General features: G+C 68.3%; 16 protein-coding genes and 1 pseudogene. 12 read left to right on the top strand and 5 right to left on the bottom strand.

All coding sequences use genetic code 11. From position 1 onward, the window contains the following. Positions 1 to 52: 52 nt before the first annotated feature. From ACPCHZ_RS08220 to ACPCHZ_RS08265, 10 genes and pseudogenes are all read left to right on the top strand, one after another. Positions 53 to 832, top strand: coding sequence for a winged helix-turn-helix transcriptional regulator (locus tag ACPCHZ_RS08220; protein WP_423484284.1), 780 nt, complete (start codon positions 53 to 55; stop codon positions 830 to 832). Beyond that, the gene (mshD, locus tag ACPCHZ_RS08225) at positions 829 to 1,734 is read left to right on the top strand and encodes a mycothiol synthase (RefSeq protein ID WP_423484285.1); all 906 of its coding nucleotides are present in this window, start codon (positions 829 to 831) and stop codon (positions 1,732 to 1,734) included. The genes ACPCHZ_RS08220 and mshD overlap by 4 nt, the downstream gene beginning before the upstream one ends. Before the next feature lie 63 nt (positions 1,735 to 1,797). After that, on the top strand, positions 1,798 to 2,175 hold the full coding sequence (locus ACPCHZ_RS08230; protein ID WP_423484286.1) for an ArsR/SmtB family transcription factor: 378 nt from the start codon (positions 1,798 to 1,800) through the stop codon (positions 2,173 to 2,175). Continuing rightward, positions 2,172 to 3,480, top strand: a pseudogene (gene arsB, locus ACPCHZ_RS08235) (ACR3 family arsenite efflux transporter); the annotation flags it as partial. The gene ACPCHZ_RS08230 and the pseudogene arsB, both read left to right, overlap by 4 nt. A 35-nt stretch (positions 3,481 to 3,515) precedes the next feature. Next, on the top strand, positions 3,516 to 3,725 hold the full coding sequence (locus tag ACPCHZ_RS08240; RefSeq protein ID WP_423484708.1) for a hypothetical protein: 210 nt from the start codon (positions 3,516 to 3,518) through the stop codon (positions 3,723 to 3,725). A gap of 157 nt (positions 3,726 to 3,882) precedes the next feature. Next, positions 3,883 to 5,016: a phosphate ABC transporter substrate-binding protein PstS gene (gene pstS / locus ACPCHZ_RS08245; protein ID WP_423484287.1), complete on the top strand. Its 1,134-nt coding sequence runs from the start codon at positions 3,883 to 3,885 to the stop codon at positions 5,014 to 5,016. 13 nt (positions 5,017 to 5,029) lie between these two features. Further along, the gene (gene pstC, locus ACPCHZ_RS08250; RefSeq protein ID WP_423484288.1) at positions 5,030 to 6,076 is read left to right on the top strand and encodes a phosphate ABC transporter permease subunit PstC; all 1,047 of its coding nucleotides are present in this window, start codon (positions 5,030 to 5,032) and stop codon (positions 6,074 to 6,076) included. Next, entirely contained in the window at positions 6,073 to 6,984 is a 912-nt protein-coding gene (pstA, locus tag ACPCHZ_RS08255; RefSeq protein ID WP_423484289.1) for a phosphate ABC transporter permease PstA, read from the top strand. Before pstC ends, pstA begins: the two co-directional genes overlap by 4 nt. Before the next feature lie 7 nt (positions 6,985 to 6,991). Continuing rightward, positions 6,992 to 7,768, top strand: a complete 777-nt coding sequence (pstB, locus tag ACPCHZ_RS08260; protein WP_302913165.1) for a phosphate ABC transporter ATP-binding protein PstB — start codon at positions 6,992 to 6,994, stop codon at positions 7,766 to 7,768. Positions 7,769 to 7,827: 59 nt separating this feature from the next. Continuing rightward, positions 7,828 to 8,565 (top strand): winged helix-turn-helix transcriptional regulator, encoded by a 738-nt coding sequence (locus ACPCHZ_RS08265; RefSeq protein WP_423484290.1) that lies wholly within the window; start codon positions 7,828 to 7,830, stop codon positions 8,563 to 8,565. An 18-nt stretch (positions 8,566 to 8,583) separates the two neighbouring features. Here the strand turns inward: ACPCHZ_RS08265 and phoU are convergent, their stop codons facing one another. The 5 genes from phoU to ACPCHZ_RS08290 form a co-directional block, all read right to left on the bottom strand. Next, entirely contained in the window at positions 8,584 to 9,252 is a 669-nt protein-coding gene (gene phoU, locus ACPCHZ_RS08270; protein WP_364975535.1) for a phosphate signaling complex protein PhoU, read from the bottom strand. Between the two features lie 105 nt (positions 9,253 to 9,357). Next, positions 9,358 to 11,580 (bottom strand): LCP family protein, encoded by a 2,223-nt coding sequence (locus ACPCHZ_RS08275; RefSeq protein WP_423484291.1) that lies wholly within the window; start codon positions 11,578 to 11,580, stop codon positions 9,358 to 9,360. Positions 11,581 to 11,817: 237 nt separating this feature from the next. After that, positions 11,818 to 12,984 (bottom strand): tRNA dihydrouridine synthase DusB, encoded by a 1,167-nt coding sequence (gene dusB / locus ACPCHZ_RS08280; RefSeq protein ID WP_423484682.1) that lies wholly within the window; start codon positions 12,982 to 12,984, stop codon positions 11,818 to 11,820. Continuing rightward, complete coding sequence (locus ACPCHZ_RS08285; RefSeq protein ID WP_364975531.1) at positions 12,981 to 13,976, bottom strand: acyl-ACP desaturase; 996 nt, start codon at positions 13,974 to 13,976, stop codon at positions 12,981 to 12,983. Before ACPCHZ_RS08285 ends, dusB begins: the two co-directional genes overlap by 4 nt. A 151-nt stretch (positions 13,977 to 14,127) precedes the next feature. Beyond that, on the bottom strand, positions 14,128 to 14,712 hold the full coding sequence (locus ACPCHZ_RS08290; RefSeq protein ID WP_423484292.1) for a TetR/AcrR family transcriptional regulator: 585 nt from the start codon (positions 14,710 to 14,712) through the stop codon (positions 14,128 to 14,130). Between the two features lie 71 nt (positions 14,713 to 14,783). On the opposite strand from ACPCHZ_RS08290, the gene ACPCHZ_RS08295 reads away from it, so the two are divergent. Together ACPCHZ_RS08295 and ACPCHZ_RS08300 are read left to right on the top strand one after the other, a co-directional pair. Beyond that, the gene (locus ACPCHZ_RS08295; RefSeq protein WP_423484683.1) at positions 14,784 to 15,788 is read left to right on the top strand and encodes an oxygenase MpaB family protein; all 1,005 of its coding nucleotides are present in this window, start codon (positions 14,784 to 14,786) and stop codon (positions 15,786 to 15,788) included. Between the two features lie 40 nt (positions 15,789 to 15,828). Then, positions 15,829 to 17,004: a serine/threonine-protein kinase gene (locus ACPCHZ_RS08300; protein ID WP_423484293.1), complete on the top strand. Its 1,176-nt coding sequence runs from the start codon at positions 15,829 to 15,831 to the stop codon at positions 17,002 to 17,004. Position 17,005: the final 1 nt, after the last annotated feature.

A 17,005-nucleotide genomic window follows, 5' to 3' on the forward strand; every position in this document is an offset into this window, starting at 1 on the left:
TCTGGGAGATCACCGCAGGAGTTGATTGCACCCCGGGGACGCTGGAGGGCCTGTGGACCTACTTCTCTTGACCGTCGATCCGCATCCTGAGTCGGTCCTGCCGTCACTGGCGCTGCTCGCGCACAACGTCCGATCGGCGCCGACCGAGGTGTCAGCTCTGCTCGAGGCCGGCACCGCGGACATCGCCATCGTCGACGCACGCACCGACCTCGCCGCCGCACGCGGCCTGTGCCGGCTGCTGGGCACCACCGGCACGTCGGTGCCCGTCGTGGCCGTGGTCAACGAGGGCGGCCTGGTCGCGGTGAACCACGAGTGGGGGCTCGACGAGATCCTGCTGCCGGGCACCGGTCCCGCCGAGATCGACGCCCGCCTCCGCCTGCTGGTCGGACGCCGCGGCGGCATGGCCAACCAGGAGAACGTCGGCAAGGTCAGCCTCGGTGAGCTCGTCATCGACGAGGGCACCTACACGGCACGACTGCGCGGACGGCCGCTCGACCTCACCTACAAGGAATTCGAGCTGCTGAAGTACCTCGCCCAGCATGCGGGCCGGGTGTTCACCCGCGCCCAGCTGCTGCAGGAGGTGTGGGGGTACGACTTCTTCGGCGGCACCCGCACGGTGGACGTGCACGTGCGCCGGTTGCGCGCCAAGCTGGGTCCCGAGTACGAGTCGCTGATCGGCACCGTGCGCAACGTCGGGTACAAAGCGGTCCGGCCCGCGCGCGGCCGCCCGCCCGCTCCCGGCACGGAGTTGTCCGACGACGACGAGGAGGACGACTACGCGCACGCGCCGGACAGCGTGCCCGAGTCGTTCGACCCGCTCCGCACGCAGTGACGACGTTCGACTGGCGCACCGATCTCTCCGCGGCCGACCAGGACCGCATCCGTGCGCTGATCCGCACCGCCACCACTGCGGACGGCGTCGCGCCGGTGGGGGATCAGGTGCTGCGGGAACTGGACGCCGACCGGACGCGCCACCTGGTGGCTCTCGACGGCGACGACATCGTGGGCTATCTGAACCTCGCTGCCGCCTCCGACGATGCCCCCGCGATGGCCGAACTGGTGGTGGATCCGCCGTCGCGCCGCCGTGGTGTCGGATCGCAACTGGCGACCGCCGGTCTTGCCGCGGGTGGCGAGGACGCCAGGATCTGGGCGCACGGGAACCTGGAGCCCGCCCAGGCCACTGCCCGGTCACTCGGTCTGGTGGTGCGCCGCGAACTGCTGCAGATGCGCCGCTCGCTGCGCGACCTTCCCGCGCCGGTGACGTCGCAGGGTGTGACCATCACGACCTACTCCGGACCGGCCGACGACGCCGACCTGCTGCGCGTGAACAACGCCGCCTTCGCCTGGCATCCGGAACAGGGCGGCTGGACCGACGCCGACATCGCCGAGCGCCGTGGCGAGCCGTGGTTCGACGCCGACGGGCTGTTCCTCGGTCGCGATGACACCACCGGTGAACTGCTCGGCTTCCACTGGACGAAGATTCACGACGGCGATCTCGGCGAGGTCTACGTGGTCGGCGTGGACCCCGCGGCCCAGGGCCGCGGACTCGGCGCGACGCTCACGCTGACGGGTCTGCATCACCTCGCGAAGCGGCTGTCCGAGAGCGCGGAGCCGACGGTCATGCTCTACGTCGAGGCGGACAACGCGGCGGCGGTGAACACCTACCGGAAGCTGGGCTTCGACATCCACAGCGTCGACGTCGCGTATGCCGCCGGTGCCCCTTTGGGCTCCTGAGGCCTGGGCTCGGCCACTCGACGTTCGTTTGCCCGCCGATTCGATCAGTGTCAATATCGACGGATGTCGAATCGGCCGCCCGTCGAACCGTCCGACTGCTGTGACGTCGGGCCGCTGCTGCGTGAGCCGCTGACGGCGGACGGCGCCACACAGATGGCCGCCACGCTCAAGGCACTGGCCGATCCCGTGCGGCTGCGGCTGTTCAGTGCCATCGCCAGCCGCGCGAACGGCGAGGCCTGCGTCTGCGACATCTCCGAGGGCCTCGACGTCAAACAGCCGACGATCTCGCACCATCTGAAGGTGCTGCGCGACGCCGGACTGCTCACGTCCGAACGGCGCGCGTCATGGGTCTACTACGCCGTGGCACCGGATGCACTGCGCGATCTGGCGGCATTGTTCGCCGCCGGCCCGCAGCACGTGGCGGCCGGAGCCCCGGCATGACCCGGACAGCTGCGACCGCCGACACCACGGACGTCGTCGGCAAGCTCTCCACCCTCGACCGGTTCCTGCCGCTGTGGATCGGCCTCGCGATGGCCGCCGGCCTGCTGCTCGGCCGCGGGATCCCCGGGCTGGACACCGCGCTGGGTCGCGTCGCGATCGACGGTGTCTCACTGCCCATCGCTCTCGGTCTCCTGATCATGATGTACCCGGTGCTGGCGAAGGTGCGTTACGACCGCCTCGACACCGTCACCGGCGATCGCAGGCTGCTCGTGAGTTCCCTTGTGCTGAACTGGGTTTTCGGGCCCGCGCTGATGTTCGCGTTGGCCTGGCTCATGCTGCCCGACCTGCCGGAGTATCGGACCGGGCTGATCATCGTCGGCCTCGCCAGGTGCATCGCCATGGTGATCATCTGGAACGACCTGGCCTGTGGCGACCGGGAAGCCGCTGCCGTGCTGGTCGCCCTCAATTCACTCTTCCAGGTGATCATGTTCGCGGTCCTGGGTTGGTTCTACCTGTGGGTGCTGCCGGGCTGGCTCGGTCTCGAACAGGCCGCCATCTCCACGTCGCCATGGGAGATCGCCGAGTCGGTGCTGATCTTTCTCGGCATTCCGCTTGTGGCGGGCTATCTTTCGCGCCGGTTCGGTGAGAGAGCGAAGGGGAGGGACTGGTACGAGTCGAGATTCCTGCCTGCCGTCGGGCCGTGGGCGCTCTACGGCCTGCTCTTCACGATCGTCGTCCTGTTCGCCCTGCAGGGGGAGCAGATCACCGGTCGCCCACTCGACGTGGCACGGATCGCTCTGCCGCTGCTGGTGTACTTCGCCGTGATGTGGGGCGGGGGATACCTGCTCGGCGCGGCCATCGGCCTGGGGTACGCGCGCAGGACCACACTGGCATTCACCGCTGCGGGCAACAACTTCGAACTGGCCATCGCCGTCGCGATCGCCACCTACGGAGCGACGTCCGGGCAGGCGCTCGCCGGTGTCGTCGGCCCGCTCATCGAGGTGCCGGTGCTCGTCGCCCTGGTGTACGTCTCACTCGCGCTGCGGCGCCGATTCTCGCCATCTGACCGCGCCGCATCGGATGACGGGGGTGTTCGACATGCCTGAACACGCGAAGCCGGCGGTGCTGTTCGTGTGCGTGAAGAACGGCGGCAAGTCACAGATGGCCGCGGGGCTCATGCGCAGGGTCGCAGCGAAGTCCGTCGATGTCTACTCCGCGGGCACCCGGCCGGGCACTGCCGTGAACGCCCTCTCCGCGGAAGTGCTCGCCGAGGTCGGCGTCGACATCACCGACAGACGCCGACATCGATCGATCCGGAACTGGTCGAGAAGGTCGATCTGGTGGTCACCCTGGGCCGGGAAGCCGAGGTCGAACCCGTGCCGGGAACGCGCTTCGAGAACTGGGACACCGACGAGCCGTCCGAGCGGGGCATCGACGGCATCGAACGGATGCGGCTCGTCCGCGACGACATCGCTGCCCGGGTGGACGCACTCGCGACCCGGCTGCGGCGAGGCGGGCCGGATGCGTCCGATCCTGTCAACACGTTGTGAGAATGTGGCGCACTCCGCCGTCGCGGTTCATTCTGCGTTCACCATGCGTAGGTAATTCATTCATGGCGTCCCTTTAGGTTCACAGCCGAGCAGCAATGGGTCTGCTTGACGCGCCGACGACGGGCAGCGTCCACCCGTGAACTCTAGAAGGAGCTTCGTGAAGGCGAATCGTTCTGGTGCTGCGCTCGGCCTGCTGGCCGCCGGTGCCCTGTTGCTGTCGGCGTGCGGCAGCGACAACAACACCTCTTCGGGATCGGGATCCGGCGAATCCGGATCGCAGGCGGCCGGTCAGTGCGGCGGCAAGGAAGCGCTGAAGGCGAGCGGCTCGAGCGCCCAGGCCAACGCGATGACGCGGTTCATCAATGCCTACGAGAAGGACTGCCCCGGCTTCACCCTGAACTACACCTCGAGCGGATCGGGTGCCGGCGTCTCGGAGTTCCTCGGCGGCCAGACCGACTTCGGCGGCTCGGACTCCCCGCTCAGCGCGGACAAGGGCGAGGTCGAGAAGGCCAAGGAACGCTGCGGTGGCAGCGAAGCGTGGAACCTTCCCGCCGTCTTCGGACCCATCGCCGTGACCTACAACGTCTCCGGCGTCGACGGCCTGGTGCTGGACGGACCCACGCTGGGCAAGATCTTCAACGGCGCGGTGAAGACCTGGAACGCGCCTGAGATCGCGGCGCTCAACGGGGGCGCCACCCTGCCGGCCGAGCCCATCAACGTGATCTTCCGCAGCGACGAGTCCGGTACGACCGACAACTTCCAGAAGTACCTGGATGCCGCGTCGGACGGGTCCTGGGGCAAGGGTGCGGGCAAGTCCTTCGCGGGCGGTGTCGGTGAGGGCGCCAAGGGCAACGAGGGCACCTCGGCGGCGATCAAGAGCACGCCGGGTTCGATCACCTACAACGAGTGGTCGTTCGCCAAGTCGCAGAACCTGTCGATCGCCAAGATCATCACGTCGGCCGGGCCCGAACCGGTGGAACTGAGCTCGGAGACGGCGGGCAAGGCCATCGACGCCGTCAAGTTCAAGGGTGAGGGCAACGACCTCGTCCTGGACACCGCGTCGTTCTACAAGCCGACCGAGGCCGGGTCCTACCCGATCATGCTCGCGGCCTATGAGATCGTGTGCTCGAAGTACCCGGACGCCGAGGTGGCGACCGCGGTCAAGGCGTTCCTGAACTCGGCCCTCGGCAACGGGCAGAATGGACTCGAGGACAACGGCTACATCCCGGTGCCCGAGGCGTTCAAGACGCGGCTGACCAAGGCTGTCGACGCCATCAACGCGACGGCGTAGCAGCCAACACACAATGGCTGTCACACCAGACTCGACCGCTGTGGGCTCGTCGGAGACGACGAGCCCACAGCAGGGCGGGCACACGCCCGAGAAGGCAACCAAGAACCGGAAGGGATCGGCCTTGAAGCAGGGCGAAGGACGTTGGGGCGACACCGTCTTCAAGTCCATCGCGATCGCGGCCGGCGCCACCATCATCGGCGCGATCGCGCTGATGGCGCTCTTCCTGATCATCAAGGCGATTCCCTCGCTGCAGGCCAACCAGGCGAACTTCCTCACCAGCACCGAGTTCCTCACCAGCGACTCCAGCAATCTGCGCTTCGGCATCCGCGACCTGTTCATGGTGACGGTGCTCAGCTCCGTGTTCGCCCTGATCATCGCCGTGCCCATCGCGATCGGCATCGCGGCGTTCCTGACGAACTACGCACCCAAGCGGCTGGCGAAACCGTTCGGCATGCTGGTCGACCTGCTGGCGGCCGTGCCGTCCATCGTCTTCGGTCTGTGGGGCATCTTCGTACTCGCTCCGTGGCTCAGCCCGGTCGCGACCTTCCTCAACGACAGCCTCGGCTGGTTCTTCCTGTTCTCCCAGGGCAACGTGTCGCTGGCGGGCGGCGGAACGATCTTCACGGCAGGAATCGTGCTGGCGGTGATGATCCTGCCGATCATCACCTCGGTCACCCGCGAGGTCTTCGCCCTCACCCCGCGCGGGCACGTCGAGGCCGCGCAGGCTCTCGGCGCCACGAAGTGGGAAGTCATCCGGATGACGGTCTTCCCCTACGGCCGCAGCGGCATGATCGCGGCATCCATGCTCGGATTGGGCCGCGCGCTCGGCGAGACGATCGCGATCCTGATCATCCTGCGCACCGCGGCGCAGGCCGGCCACTGGTCGCTGTTCGACGGTGGCTACACATTCGCGTCCAAGATCGCTTCGGCAGCAGCGGAATTCAGTGCGCCACTGCCCACAGGTGCTTACATCGCCGCCGGCTTCGTGCTCTTCGCGCTGACCTTCGTGGTCAATGCGCTGGCCCGGGCAGCGGCCGGCGGAAGGGTTAGCGGCGGATGACCGCAACGACGTCATCGCTCGACCAGCCGGTGAAGGCCCCGACCTTCCACCCGGTCAGCGTCAGCCGAAAACTGAAGAACAACATCGCGACGACGCTGTTCACCGCGTCCTTCGTGATCGCCATGATCCCGTTGGTGTGGCTGATCTACACCGTGCTGGCCAAGGGCGTCCGCGCGATGACCTTGTCCACGTGGTGGACCAACTCGCTGGCGGGGGTGCTGCCGGAGGAGTTCGCCGGCGGCGTTTACCACGCGATCTACGGCACCCTGATCCAGGCGGCCATCGCCGCCGTGCTGTCCGTGCCGTTGGGCGTGATGGCGGCGGTCTACCTGGTCGAATACGGCCGGGGCCGGTTCGCCAAGGTCACCACGTTCATGGTGGACATCCTCGCCGGTGTGCCGTCGATCGTGGCCGCGCTGTTCGTCTTCGCGCTGTGGATCGCGACGCTGGGCTTCGAACAGAGCGCCTTCGCCGTGTCGCTGGCTCTGGTGCTGCTGATGCTGCCCGTCGTCGTGCGGAACACCGAGGAGATGCTCAAGCTCGTTCCCGACGAGTTGCGAGAAGCGTCCTACGCCTTGGGAATTCCCAAGTGGAAGACCATCATGCGCGTCGTGGTGCCGACTGCGCTGCCCGGCATGATCAGCGGCATCCTGCTCGCCCTGGCCAGGGTCATGGGTGAGACGGCGCCGGTGCTGGTGCTCGTCGGCTACAGCCGGTCGATCAACTTCGACGCCTTCGAGGGCAACATGGCGTCGCTGCCCCTGCTGATCTACACCGAGCTGATCAACCCGGAAGCGGCAGGCGCGCTGAGGGTCTGGGGTGCCGCACTGACCCTGATCCTCATCATCGCGGCCCTGTACCTCGGCGCTGCCTTCATCAACCGATACCTCACGCGGAACAGAGTTTAGGAGCATCATGGCCAAGCGCCTGGATCTCAAGGATCTCAACATCTACTACGGCAGCTTCCACGCCGTGTCCAACGTGGGTCTCGCGGTGCTGCCGCGTAGCGTCACCGCCTTCATCGGACCGTCCGGCTGCGGGAAGTCGACCGTGCTGCGCACACTGAACCGGATGCACGAGGTGATCCCCGGCGCCCGTGTCGAGGGTTCGGTGCTGCTCGACGGCGAGGACATCTACGCCTCGGGGATCGATCCGGTGAGCGTCCGCAAGACCATCGGCATGGTGTTCCAGCGGCCGAACCCGTTCCCCACCATGTCGATTCGCGACAACGTGGTGGCAGGACTCAAGCTGCAGGGGACGCGCAACAAGAAGGCGCTCGAAGAGGTCGCCGAGCGTTCGCTCAAGGGCGCGAACCTGTGGAATGAGGTCAAGGACCGGCTGGACAAGCCGGGTGGTGGTTTGTCCGGTGGTCAGCAGCAGCGGCTGTGCATCGCCCGCGCCATCGCGGTCCAGCCCGACGTGCTGTTGATGGACGAGCCGTGTTCGGCGCTCGACCCGATCTCGACGCTGGCCATCGAGGATCTGATCGCCGAGCTCAAGCAGGACTACACGATCGTGATCGTGACCCACAACATGCAGCAGGCCGCCCGGGTCAGCGACCAGACGGCGTTCTTCAACCTCGAGGCGACCGGCAAGCCCGGGCAGCTGGTCGAGGTCGACGACACGGAGAAGATCTTCTCCAACCCGACGCAGAAGGCGACAGAGGACTACATCTCGGGCCGCTTCGGCTGACGGGCGCTGCATGCACGTCGCGCGAGGGGGCGACAGAGGGACGGGCGAGGCGGTGACGCGTGACGATTGAGGTCCGGCGCACCGACGCGGGCTTGGGGCAGCACCGCGCGGCGGTCCCGCCCACCCGCGGAACGCTGATGCTGGTCGACACAGATCCCGGTGTCGCCACACGCCTGATGGACGATGCGGCGAAGATCGGCATCGAGACCACCTGGTGTGACGACGGCGTCGAGGCGCTGCTGGCCATCGGCGTCGAACAACCCAATGTGCTGGTGCTGGCCGCACGGACCAGCATCGTCGACGCCGCGCGGATCACGTCTGCGGTGCGCAACAGGTGGAGTCTGCCGATCCTGATCGGCGCGCCCAGCGCCGACGAGGTCACGCGCCGGGCGCTGTCGGCAGGGGCGTCGGCGCTGATAATCCGTCCGTACGACATCAACACGATCGCGCCGTTCGCGTTCAACGGGATCAGGGATTTCCGACGGGATCCGAAGGTCCACACGGCGGGCCCGATCGAGGTGGACCCGCACGGCTACGAGACCCGCGTGCGTGGGCGCGACGTCCAGTTGACCCAGCGCGAACTCGAGCTGCTGGTGTTCCTGATCGAGCGCCGCGGGCGGGTGGCCAGCAGCGACGAGATCAGCCGCGCCGTGTGGGGTCATCCCGCCGACACCAACACCGTTGCCGTGCACGTGCGGCGCCTGCGCGAGAAGCTCGGTCATGATCCCGAACACGGCGAGTTCATCCGCACCATCCGCGGCGCCGGCTACCGCCTGGCGCCGTCCATCTCCGCCTGAAGTGCTCGCCGGCTGACGTCAGCGCGGCGTGGGGATCTGCTCCTCGGTCGGATAGGTGCCCGTCACCTGGAAGATGACCCGGCGCGCCACCTCGACGGCGTGGTCGGCGAAGCGCTCGTAGAACCGGCTGAGCAGCGTCACGTCGACGGCGGGCGTCACGCCGTGCTTCCACTCGCGGTCCATCAGCACCGTGAACAGGTGCCGGTGCAGGTCGTCCATCGCATCGTCTTCCTCCTGGATGCGGGCGGCCTTCTCCGGATCGCGGGTGAGCAGCACCTCCTGCGCGGCGTTGCCGAGTTCGACCGCGACGCGGCCCATCTCGGCGAAGTAGCCGTTGACCTCCTCGGGCAGCACGTGCTGGGGGTGCCGGCGCCGCGCGATCTTCGCGACGTGCAGGGCCAGTGCGCCCATCCGGTCGACGTCGGCGACGATCTGGATCGAACCGACGACCGAGCGCAGGTCACCGGCCACCGGGGCCTGCAGCGCCAGCAGCACGAACGCGGACTCCTCGGCGCGGACGCTCAGCGCGGAGATCTGCTCGTGATCACTGATCACCTGCTCGGCCAGCACCAGATCGGCCTGAAGCAGAGCCTGCGTCGCGCGTTCCATCGCCGTACCCGCCAGGCCGCACATTTCGCCGAGCTGCCTCGTCAGGGAATCCAGCTGTTCGTGGTACGCGGTTCGCATGTGCCAAGCCTAGAGGTTGAGCAGGTCACACGTCACGACGCCGACAGTGAACGACAGGTGAATGACAATTACCGCGACGTTGGCGATGGCCGATTCGCGCAGCCGTTATTCGCAGGTGGTGTCCGCGGCGTTGGTGACCGAGAGATCGTCGGGCAGGTGTGACGGGGCGGTGCTCGTCGCCCGCACCACCTGGACCTGCACAGGCGACCCGCTCGGCGTCGGGGCGCCCACGGTGTTGAAGTCCGAGCCGAGCACCACCTGAACGGTGTCACCGAGGCCGGAGACCTGTTCGACGGTGGCGTTGGCGAACGACGACGCGACGGTGGCCGCCGCCTGCTCGTTGCCCGGTGCGAAGAACACCGTCGTCGCGGACAGCGAGTCGGGGTAGTCGTCGGGGGTGGTGACCTTGAACCCGTGTGCCTGCAGTTCGTCGGCCGCGGTGGCGCCGAGCCCGGTCTGGCCGGTCGAGTTCGACACCTGGACGGTGATCTGCGCGGGGTCCGTGGTGACCGCGTTGACCAGTTCGCCCGAGCCCGCCGCCGGCGCCGGCTCGGGCGCCTGAGTGGTGGTGGACTCCGGGGTCGCGGTGGCCGATTCCGGGGTGCCCGGCACGGGGGTGTTGTCAGCGTTCTTCTCGCCGGGCAACGGGTTGTCGTTGATGATCGAGTCGAACAGGGCGTCCATGTCCTCTTCGCGCGGCACCTCGTTGCCGTAGTCGTCGGCGTAGCCGACGGTGGGAACGGTGACGAAGCTGATCCGCCCGGCGGACACACCCTGGATCGACTGGCCGAGGTCGACGAGTTCCCGGGTGCCGATGTTGTCGACGTAGGTGTCGTCGATGAACTTGTTGACCACGTCGTTCAGCTTGTTCAGCGAGAAGAACACCTCCTTGCTGATCAGCGAGCGCAACAGCGACGACAGGAACAGCTGCTGGCGCTTGATGCGGCCGTAGTCGCCGTTGATCTCGGTGGTGACCTGGCGGGCCCGCACGTAGTTCAGCGCGGTGTGCCCGTCGATCATCTGGCGTCCGGCGTTGGGCAGCACCGTGCCCAATTCGTAGTCCTCGATCGGGGTGGTGCTGCACACCTCGACGCCGCCGATCGCGTCGACCATCTTGGAGAAGCCGGCGAAGTCGACGGCCATGAACCGGTTCACCGACAGCCCGGACAGCTTCTGAATGACCTTGACCAGGCACTTCGGACCGCCGACGGCGTATGCGGAGTTCAGCTTGGTCTCCGTCCACGCCTCCTCGAGCCCGTACATCGGCGAATTCTCGTCGGTGATGGGTCCGTAGGCGCCGGTCTCGGGATTCCACGGCTCGCACTGCATCGGCTCGATGGACAGGTCACGCGGGAACGACACCGCGACGACCCGCTTCCGGTTGGCCGGGATGTTGACCAGCATCACGGTGTCCGAGCGGGCGCCCGCCGCGTCCTCGGTGTCGCCTGCGCCCATGTCGCTGTTCTCGCCGATCCGGCTGTCCACGCCGACGATCAGGAAGTTCTCGTCGCCGAACTGCGCGTTGGCGTCGATGATGTCGCGCGAATCGCGGTCCAGCGCCGACACCTTGTTCATGCTGTTGTTCTTCGACGACTGCCACTGCCACGCGCCGCCGGTGAGCACCAGCGCGAAGGCCGCAAGCAGCGCGGCGGCGGTGCGGCCCGCCAGCATCACCCGCCTGCGACGCCGCGGTTCGTCATCCGCCGCGCCCGCCGACCGCCGACCTATCCGCGACGGCGGCACCCGCGACGAGGTGAGGACGGGGATGTCGTCGTCGAATGCGGACGGCACCGACGGGATGATCTCGGTGTCCTGCCGGTCCGCGTCCGACGGACGGGCGGCACCGTCGGCCGCCACCGACTCGTAGCCGTCGTAGGGCTGATAGGACTCGTAGTCCTCGTACTGCTCGTAGGCCTCGGCCGGGACGGCGTCGATGATCTCCGTGGGTGGCGCGGGCGGCTCGGCCGGCGGCACCGCGTCGATGATCTCGGTCGGCGGAGCGGGCGGGGCATCGCGCTCGGGCTCGGGCTCTTCGAGGCGGCGCCGCTTCCGTCCGGGCCGGCCGCCGCTCTCCTCCGCCATCTTGGCGATGAGGTCGGCGACGGTCAGGCCGCCATCGGTGTGGCTACCGCCGGGCTCGTCGGGCGGCTCGTCGGCCTGCTCGTCAACAGGCGTGGGCGCGATGGGGTGCCGATCGCTGCGCTCCCACGGCGCGGCACCGAAGGATCGCCGAGGAGTTCGGGTAAGCCATTGGTTGTCCGCGTCGTGATCCGGGCCCGGGTCCGGTGCTCGCCGACGGCCAGGAGTGGCGTTGTCGCCGTCACTCATGTCCTCATCGGCCTCCGACTCCGTGGACCCGCAGGCGCGTCGGCGCTCGGCGGGCTTGTGCAATGCCACATGTTTCGTAGCAGCATCGAGATCGGCTCCGCCACCGGAGCCATCACAGCAAGACCCACATCGTACTGAGACAACCTGTGAGTGAGCCAGTCGGAGCGGGTGACAGGTTCGTCTCGAATTGTCACGAACGTGCTACGTCGCCGCCTCGCGCGCCCCTTCGAGCCCTGCTCAGCCGCCCGAATGCATGACGTCCGCACCGGTGGGGACGGTGCAGTCGTCGGGGTCGGCCAGCCAGCCCTCCGGCAGCGTCACCGATGCGGGCGAGCCCTGCCGGCCGCGGGGGCCGGTCGCCTCGGCCGGGAACGGGACGTCGGGATCGAGTTCGTCGAGCAGCCGGTCCAGATCGGCCAGCGTCTTCACCAGCGCCAGACCTCGTCGCAGCTCGGCTCCGGCGGGCAGGCCGTGCAGGTACCAGGCGACGTGCTTGCGGATGTCGCGCATGCCCTTGTCCTCACCGAAGTGGTCGGCGAGCAGCTCGCCGTGACGCCGGACGATCGCGGCCACCTCGCCCAGCGTCGGCGGCACCGGGATCTCGCGGCCGGCGAACGCCGCGGACAGTTCCGCGAACAGCCACGGCCTGCCCAGGCAGCCGCGGCCGATGACGACGCCGTCGCAGCCGGTGGACGACATCATCGCCAGCGCGTCGTCGGCGTCGAAGATGTCGCCGTTGCCGAGCACCGGAACCGTGGTGACGTGCTGTTTCAGCGCGGCGATCTGCGACCAGTCCGCAGTACCGGAGTACCGCTGCGCGGCGGTGCGGGCGTGCAGTGCCACGGCGGCCGCACCCTCCTCCGCGGCGATGCGGCCCGCGTCGAGGTGGGTGTGATGCTCGTCGTCGATGCCGATCCGGAACTTGACGGTCACCGGGATCCCCGAGCCCTCGACGGCGCGTACCGCGGCGGCCACGATCCTGCCGAACAGCCGGCGCTTGTAGGGCAGCGCGGCGCCGCCGCCCCGGCGGGTCACCTTCGGCACCGGGCAGCCGAAGTTCATGTCGATGTGGTCGGCCATGCCCTCGTCGGCGATCATCCGCGCCGCCGCATAGGTGGTGTCCGGGTCGACGGCGTAGAGCTGCAGCGACCGCGGCGACTCGTCCGGCGCGAAGGCGGTCATGTGCAGGGTGACGGGATGCCGCTCCACGAGCGCCCTCGCGGTCACCATCTCGCACACGTACAGCCCGCTGACCGTGCCTGCGCGGGCGATCTCGAGCTCGCGGCACAACGTCCGGAACGCGACGTTCGTCACACCGGCCATCGGGGCCAGCACGACGGGGCTGGACAGCGCGAACGGCCCGATCTGAAGTGCAGATCGGGCCGGCGCGCGGTGTGCGGTCAGGACGCTGATGAGGCGAGCACCTTCGAGTTGCGCTTCTCCGCCATCTTGCGTTCCCGTTCGAGGCGCTTCTCCTTGGCGAGCTCGAACTTGACGCAGGCCTCCTCGAGTTCCTCGATGAGCACGCCGAGGTCGTCGCGCATCCGCGCAGCCTCGCCGGTGAAGTCCTCGCGCTCGAAGATCCGCCACTTCTTCAGCACCGGCATCACCACGTCCTCGAGGTGGATGCGCGGGTCGTAGACGCCGCCGACGGCGATGATGACGGCCTTGCGCCGGAACTCCGGCACGGTGAAGCCGGGCATCTTGAAGTTGCGCAGCACGCGGTGCAGCGACTTCATCGCCTGGTTCGGCGCGATCGCGAGACCGGCCTCGCTGACATCGCGGTAGAAGATCATGTGCAGGTTCTCGTCGGCCGAGACCCGCGCCAGCAGCTGATCGGCGATCGGCTCGTTGCAGGCCTTCCCGGTGTTGCGGTGCGAGACGCGGGTGGCCAGCTCCTGGAACGTCACGTAGATGACGGAGTCGAAGAGGCTGTGGGCGAACATGTCGCCCTGGGCGTTCTGGCCGGGGGAGAAGCCGCGGGTCATCTGCTCGACGCGCAGTTCCTCGAGCTGGATGGGGTCGATGGCGCGGGTGACGACGAGGTAGTCGCGCAGCGCGATCCCATGCCGGTTCTCCTCGGCGGTCCAGCGGTTGACCCACTGGCCCCAGGCGCCGTCCATGCCGAAGTTCATCGCGATCTCACGGTGATAACTGGGCAGGTTGTCCTCGGTGAGCAGGTTCTGCACCATCGCGGTCTGGGCGACCTCGGACAGTTTGGACTGCTCGGGATCCCAGTCCTGTCCGCCCAGCGCGTAGTAGTTCTTGCCGTCCGACCACGGGATGTAGTCGTGCGGATTCCAGTCCTTGCGCATGCGCAAGTGCCTGTTGAGGTTCGCCTCGACGACCGGCTCGAGCTCTTTGAGCAAGTGCAGGTCGGTCAGGTCGATCGCCATGGGCCCCTCCGGTTATCTGTACCTGATGGTTGCACTCAATATATCTGTGTACTCCGGTGACATCAAGTTGGCCCGCACCGGGTGTCGCCCACCCGCCGCGCCGCGTTTCCGGCGTCACTCCCGCTCGGGTACCCACCGAAGCGGGCAGTTCTCAGTAGTCGGCCACCCGGCTGAGCAGCATGTCGACGCAGTAGTCGATGAACTGCTCGCGGGAGGCCTTGAGCCTGCCGTCGAGGTACGCGGTGAAGAGCGCCGTCAGCGCCCCGATCAGCCCGGTTGCGACCATCGCCTGCAGCGCAGGATCGGTGATCCGGGTCAGCTTGCGCTGCAGCAGGTCGATGAAGCTGGGCATCCATTCCGCGCCGGACTGGACGAGAACCGGTTCCGATTCGGGGGCGAGCAATAGCACGCGACCGCGTGCGGGGTCGTCGACCATCAGCGCGACGAACTGTTCGACGGCGTCGCGCGGCGTCTCCGCGCTCGTCAGGGCGGCCATCGCGCGGGCGCAGACGTCGTCGTAGACCGCGCGGACGTACTCGTCGCGGTCGCCGAAGCTCTCGTAGAAGTAGCGCTCGGTCAGGCCGGCCTCCCGGCACACCGCCCGGACGGTCAGTGCGGGCCCGGCCGCGTTGCCGAGCAGTTTCACCCCCGCGGTGACCAGTTCGTCGCGGCGCAGCACCTGGCGATCCTGCAGCGGAACGCCCGACCAGCGGCCGCGTCGTTGACCGGAGGGCACATCACTCCCTAAGCTCGATGTGACAACACTCGTAGTCAGAATGGCTACTGGCGTCGATGGGACTGATATCAGTGACTCAAGATACTTCTGCGGCCAGTCCGCTGACCAGCGAATCGCCGCTGGCCACCGGCTGCCCGGTGGCGCCCGGCGGCTACGACGCCCCGCCCGCGCCGCTCGGCCCCGACTCCCTGACGTGGAAGTACTTCGGCGACTGGCGGGGACTGCTGCAGGGGCCGTGGGCCGGCTCGATGCAGAACATGCACCCCCAGCTGGGCGCCGCGGTCGAGGAGCACTCGACGTTCTTCCGTGAGCGGTGGCAGCGGCTGCTGCGCTCGCTGTACCCGATCGGCGGCGTGGTGTTCGACGGCGACCGCGCGCCGACCACGGGAGCCGAGGTCCGCGACTATCACACCGACATCAAGGGCGTCGACGGCCAGGGCCGCCGCTACCACGCCCTGAACCCCGACGTCTTCTACTGGGCGCACTCGACCTTCTTCGTGGGCACGCTGATCGTCGCCGAACGCTTGTGCGGCGGGATCACCGAGGCGGAGAAGCGCCAACTGTTCGACGAACACGTCGAGTGGTATCGCATGTACGGCATGAGCATGCGGCCGGTCCCGGCGACCTGGGAGGACTTCCAGGTCTATTGGGACCACATGTGCCGCAACGTGCTGGAGAACAACTACGCCGCGCGTGCGGTGCTCGACCTCACCGATCTGCCCAAGCCGCCGTTCGCGGCGGCGATGCCGGACTGGATGTGGCGGCTGCAGCGAAAGATGTTGGCGCCGTTCTTCGTCTGGTTCACCGTCGGCCTGTACGACCCACCGGTGCGCGACCTCATGGGCTACACGTGGTCGGCCCGCGACGAGTGGTGGCACCGGCGGCTCGGGCAGGCGGTGGGCACGGTGTTCCGGCTCGTGCCCGAGCGGCGCCGGATGCATCCGCGGGCCCGCGCAGGCCTGGACCGGGTCAGGGGACGCATTCCGGCCGACGCGCCGCTGGTGCACACCCCCGCCCGCAACCTGCCGCCGGCGGACTGCCGCGGAAAGTCGACGCATTACTGCCCCGTGGTCTGACACTTTCGGCAAATAGCCGGTGCCGCGCTAGGTTGATCCCATGACGGCCCCCGAGATCCTGGGCGGCCGCTACGAGCTGAGAGGCGTCCTGGGTCGGGGCGGCATGGCCGAAGTGCGTGACGGCTGGGACACCCGTCTGAATCGTGCGGTCGCCATCAAGCTGATCCACCCCGCGCTCGGGTCGCAGCCCGAGACCCGGACCCGATTCGAGGCCGAGGCCCGCTCGGCCGCGGGCCTGAACCACCCGCACATCGTCGCCGTGCATGACAGCGGCGAACACAACGGCATCCCGTTCATCGTGATGGAGCGGCTCTCCGGGTTCTCGCTCGCCGATCAGATCGCGCGCGGCCCGCTGCCGGTGCCGATAGCGCACAAAGTCGTCGACGACGTCCTCGACGCACTGACCGCCGCACACGACGCAGGCGTCCTGCACCGCGACATCAAGCCGGGCAACATCCTGTTCACGCCGTCGGGCGATGCCAAGGTCACCGACTTCGGCATCGCGAAGACCGCGGAGGCCGGCGTGACGATGACCGGCCAGATCGTCGGCACGATGGCCTATCTGAGCCCGGACCGGTTGATGGGACACCCGGCCACACCCTCTGACGATCTCTACGCGGTCGGCGTGGTGGGCTACGAGGCGCTCGCCGGCAGGCGGCCGTTCCTGCCGGAGCATCCCGGCGCGTTGGCCCGCGCGATCATGGACGAGCAGCCGCCGCCGCTGCGGGCGCTGCGGCCCGACGTCGACCCGGTGCTCGCCGCGGTGATCGAACGCGCGATGGCCCGCGATCCTGGGCTGCGCTTCCACAACGCCCGCGCGATGCGCGCGGCGCTCGCCGGTACCGTGCCCGTGGCTGCGCCGGGACCGCCTGGGCCGATGGGCACCCGGGTACTCGACACCCCGGTGCCGCCACCCTCGATGGTCGCCGTGCCGCCGCCGCGCCGCTCGGGCCCGAATCGCAGGAAGCTGTGGATCGGCGCGGCGGTCGCGGCGATCCTGCTCGCGGTGATGCTCGCGGTGTTCGAAGCGGCGACGTCGTCCAGTCCGCCGCCCCAGCCCGCCACCACCAGCACGCCGGTCACCACGAGACCCACGACGACACCGCCGACGACGACGCCGCCCACCACCACGGTGGCTCCGCCGCCCGTGGAGCAGGGCCCGCCGATCGAGAAGCCGGGCAAGAAGCCCAAGCGCAACGGCAGGGGCGGCGACTGAC

It is taken from the genome of Mycobacterium sp. NPDC050041 (assembly GCF_049541695.1).
In the GTDB taxonomy this organism is placed as follows: domain Bacteria; phylum Actinomycetota; class Actinomycetes; order Mycobacteriales; family Mycobacteriaceae; genus Mycobacterium.

Excerpts from the sequence above, each read along its gene's own strand:
- pstB (WP_302913165.1), top strand. The coding sequence starts at position 6,992 with ATGGCCAAGCGCCTGGATCTCAAGGATCTCAACATCTACTACGGCAGC.
- ACPCHZ_RS08230 (WP_423484286.1), top strand. The coding sequence starts at position 1,798 with ATGTCGAATCGGCCGCCCGTCGAACCGTCCGACTGCTGTGACGTCGGG.
- phoU (WP_364975535.1), bottom strand. The coding sequence starts at position 9,252 with ATGCGAACCGCGTACCACGAACAGCTGGATTCCCTGACGAGGCAGCTC.
- ACPCHZ_RS08285 (WP_364975531.1), bottom strand. The coding sequence starts at position 13,976 with ATGGCGATCGACCTGACCGACCTGCACTTGCTCAAAGAGCTCGAGCCG.
- pstA (WP_423484289.1), top strand. The coding sequence starts at position 6,073 with ATGACCGCAACGACGTCATCGCTCGACCAGCCGGTGAAGGCCCCGACC.
- pstC (WP_423484288.1), top strand. The coding sequence starts at position 5,030 with ATGGCTGTCACACCAGACTCGACCGCTGTGGGCTCGTCGGAGACGACG.
- ACPCHZ_RS08275 (WP_423484291.1), bottom strand. The coding sequence starts at position 11,580 with ATGAGTGACGGCGACAACGCCACTCCTGGCCGTCGGCGAGCACCGGAC.
- ACPCHZ_RS08300 (WP_423484293.1), top strand. The coding sequence starts at position 15,829 with ATGACGGCCCCCGAGATCCTGGGCGGCCGCTACGAGCTGAGAGGCGTC.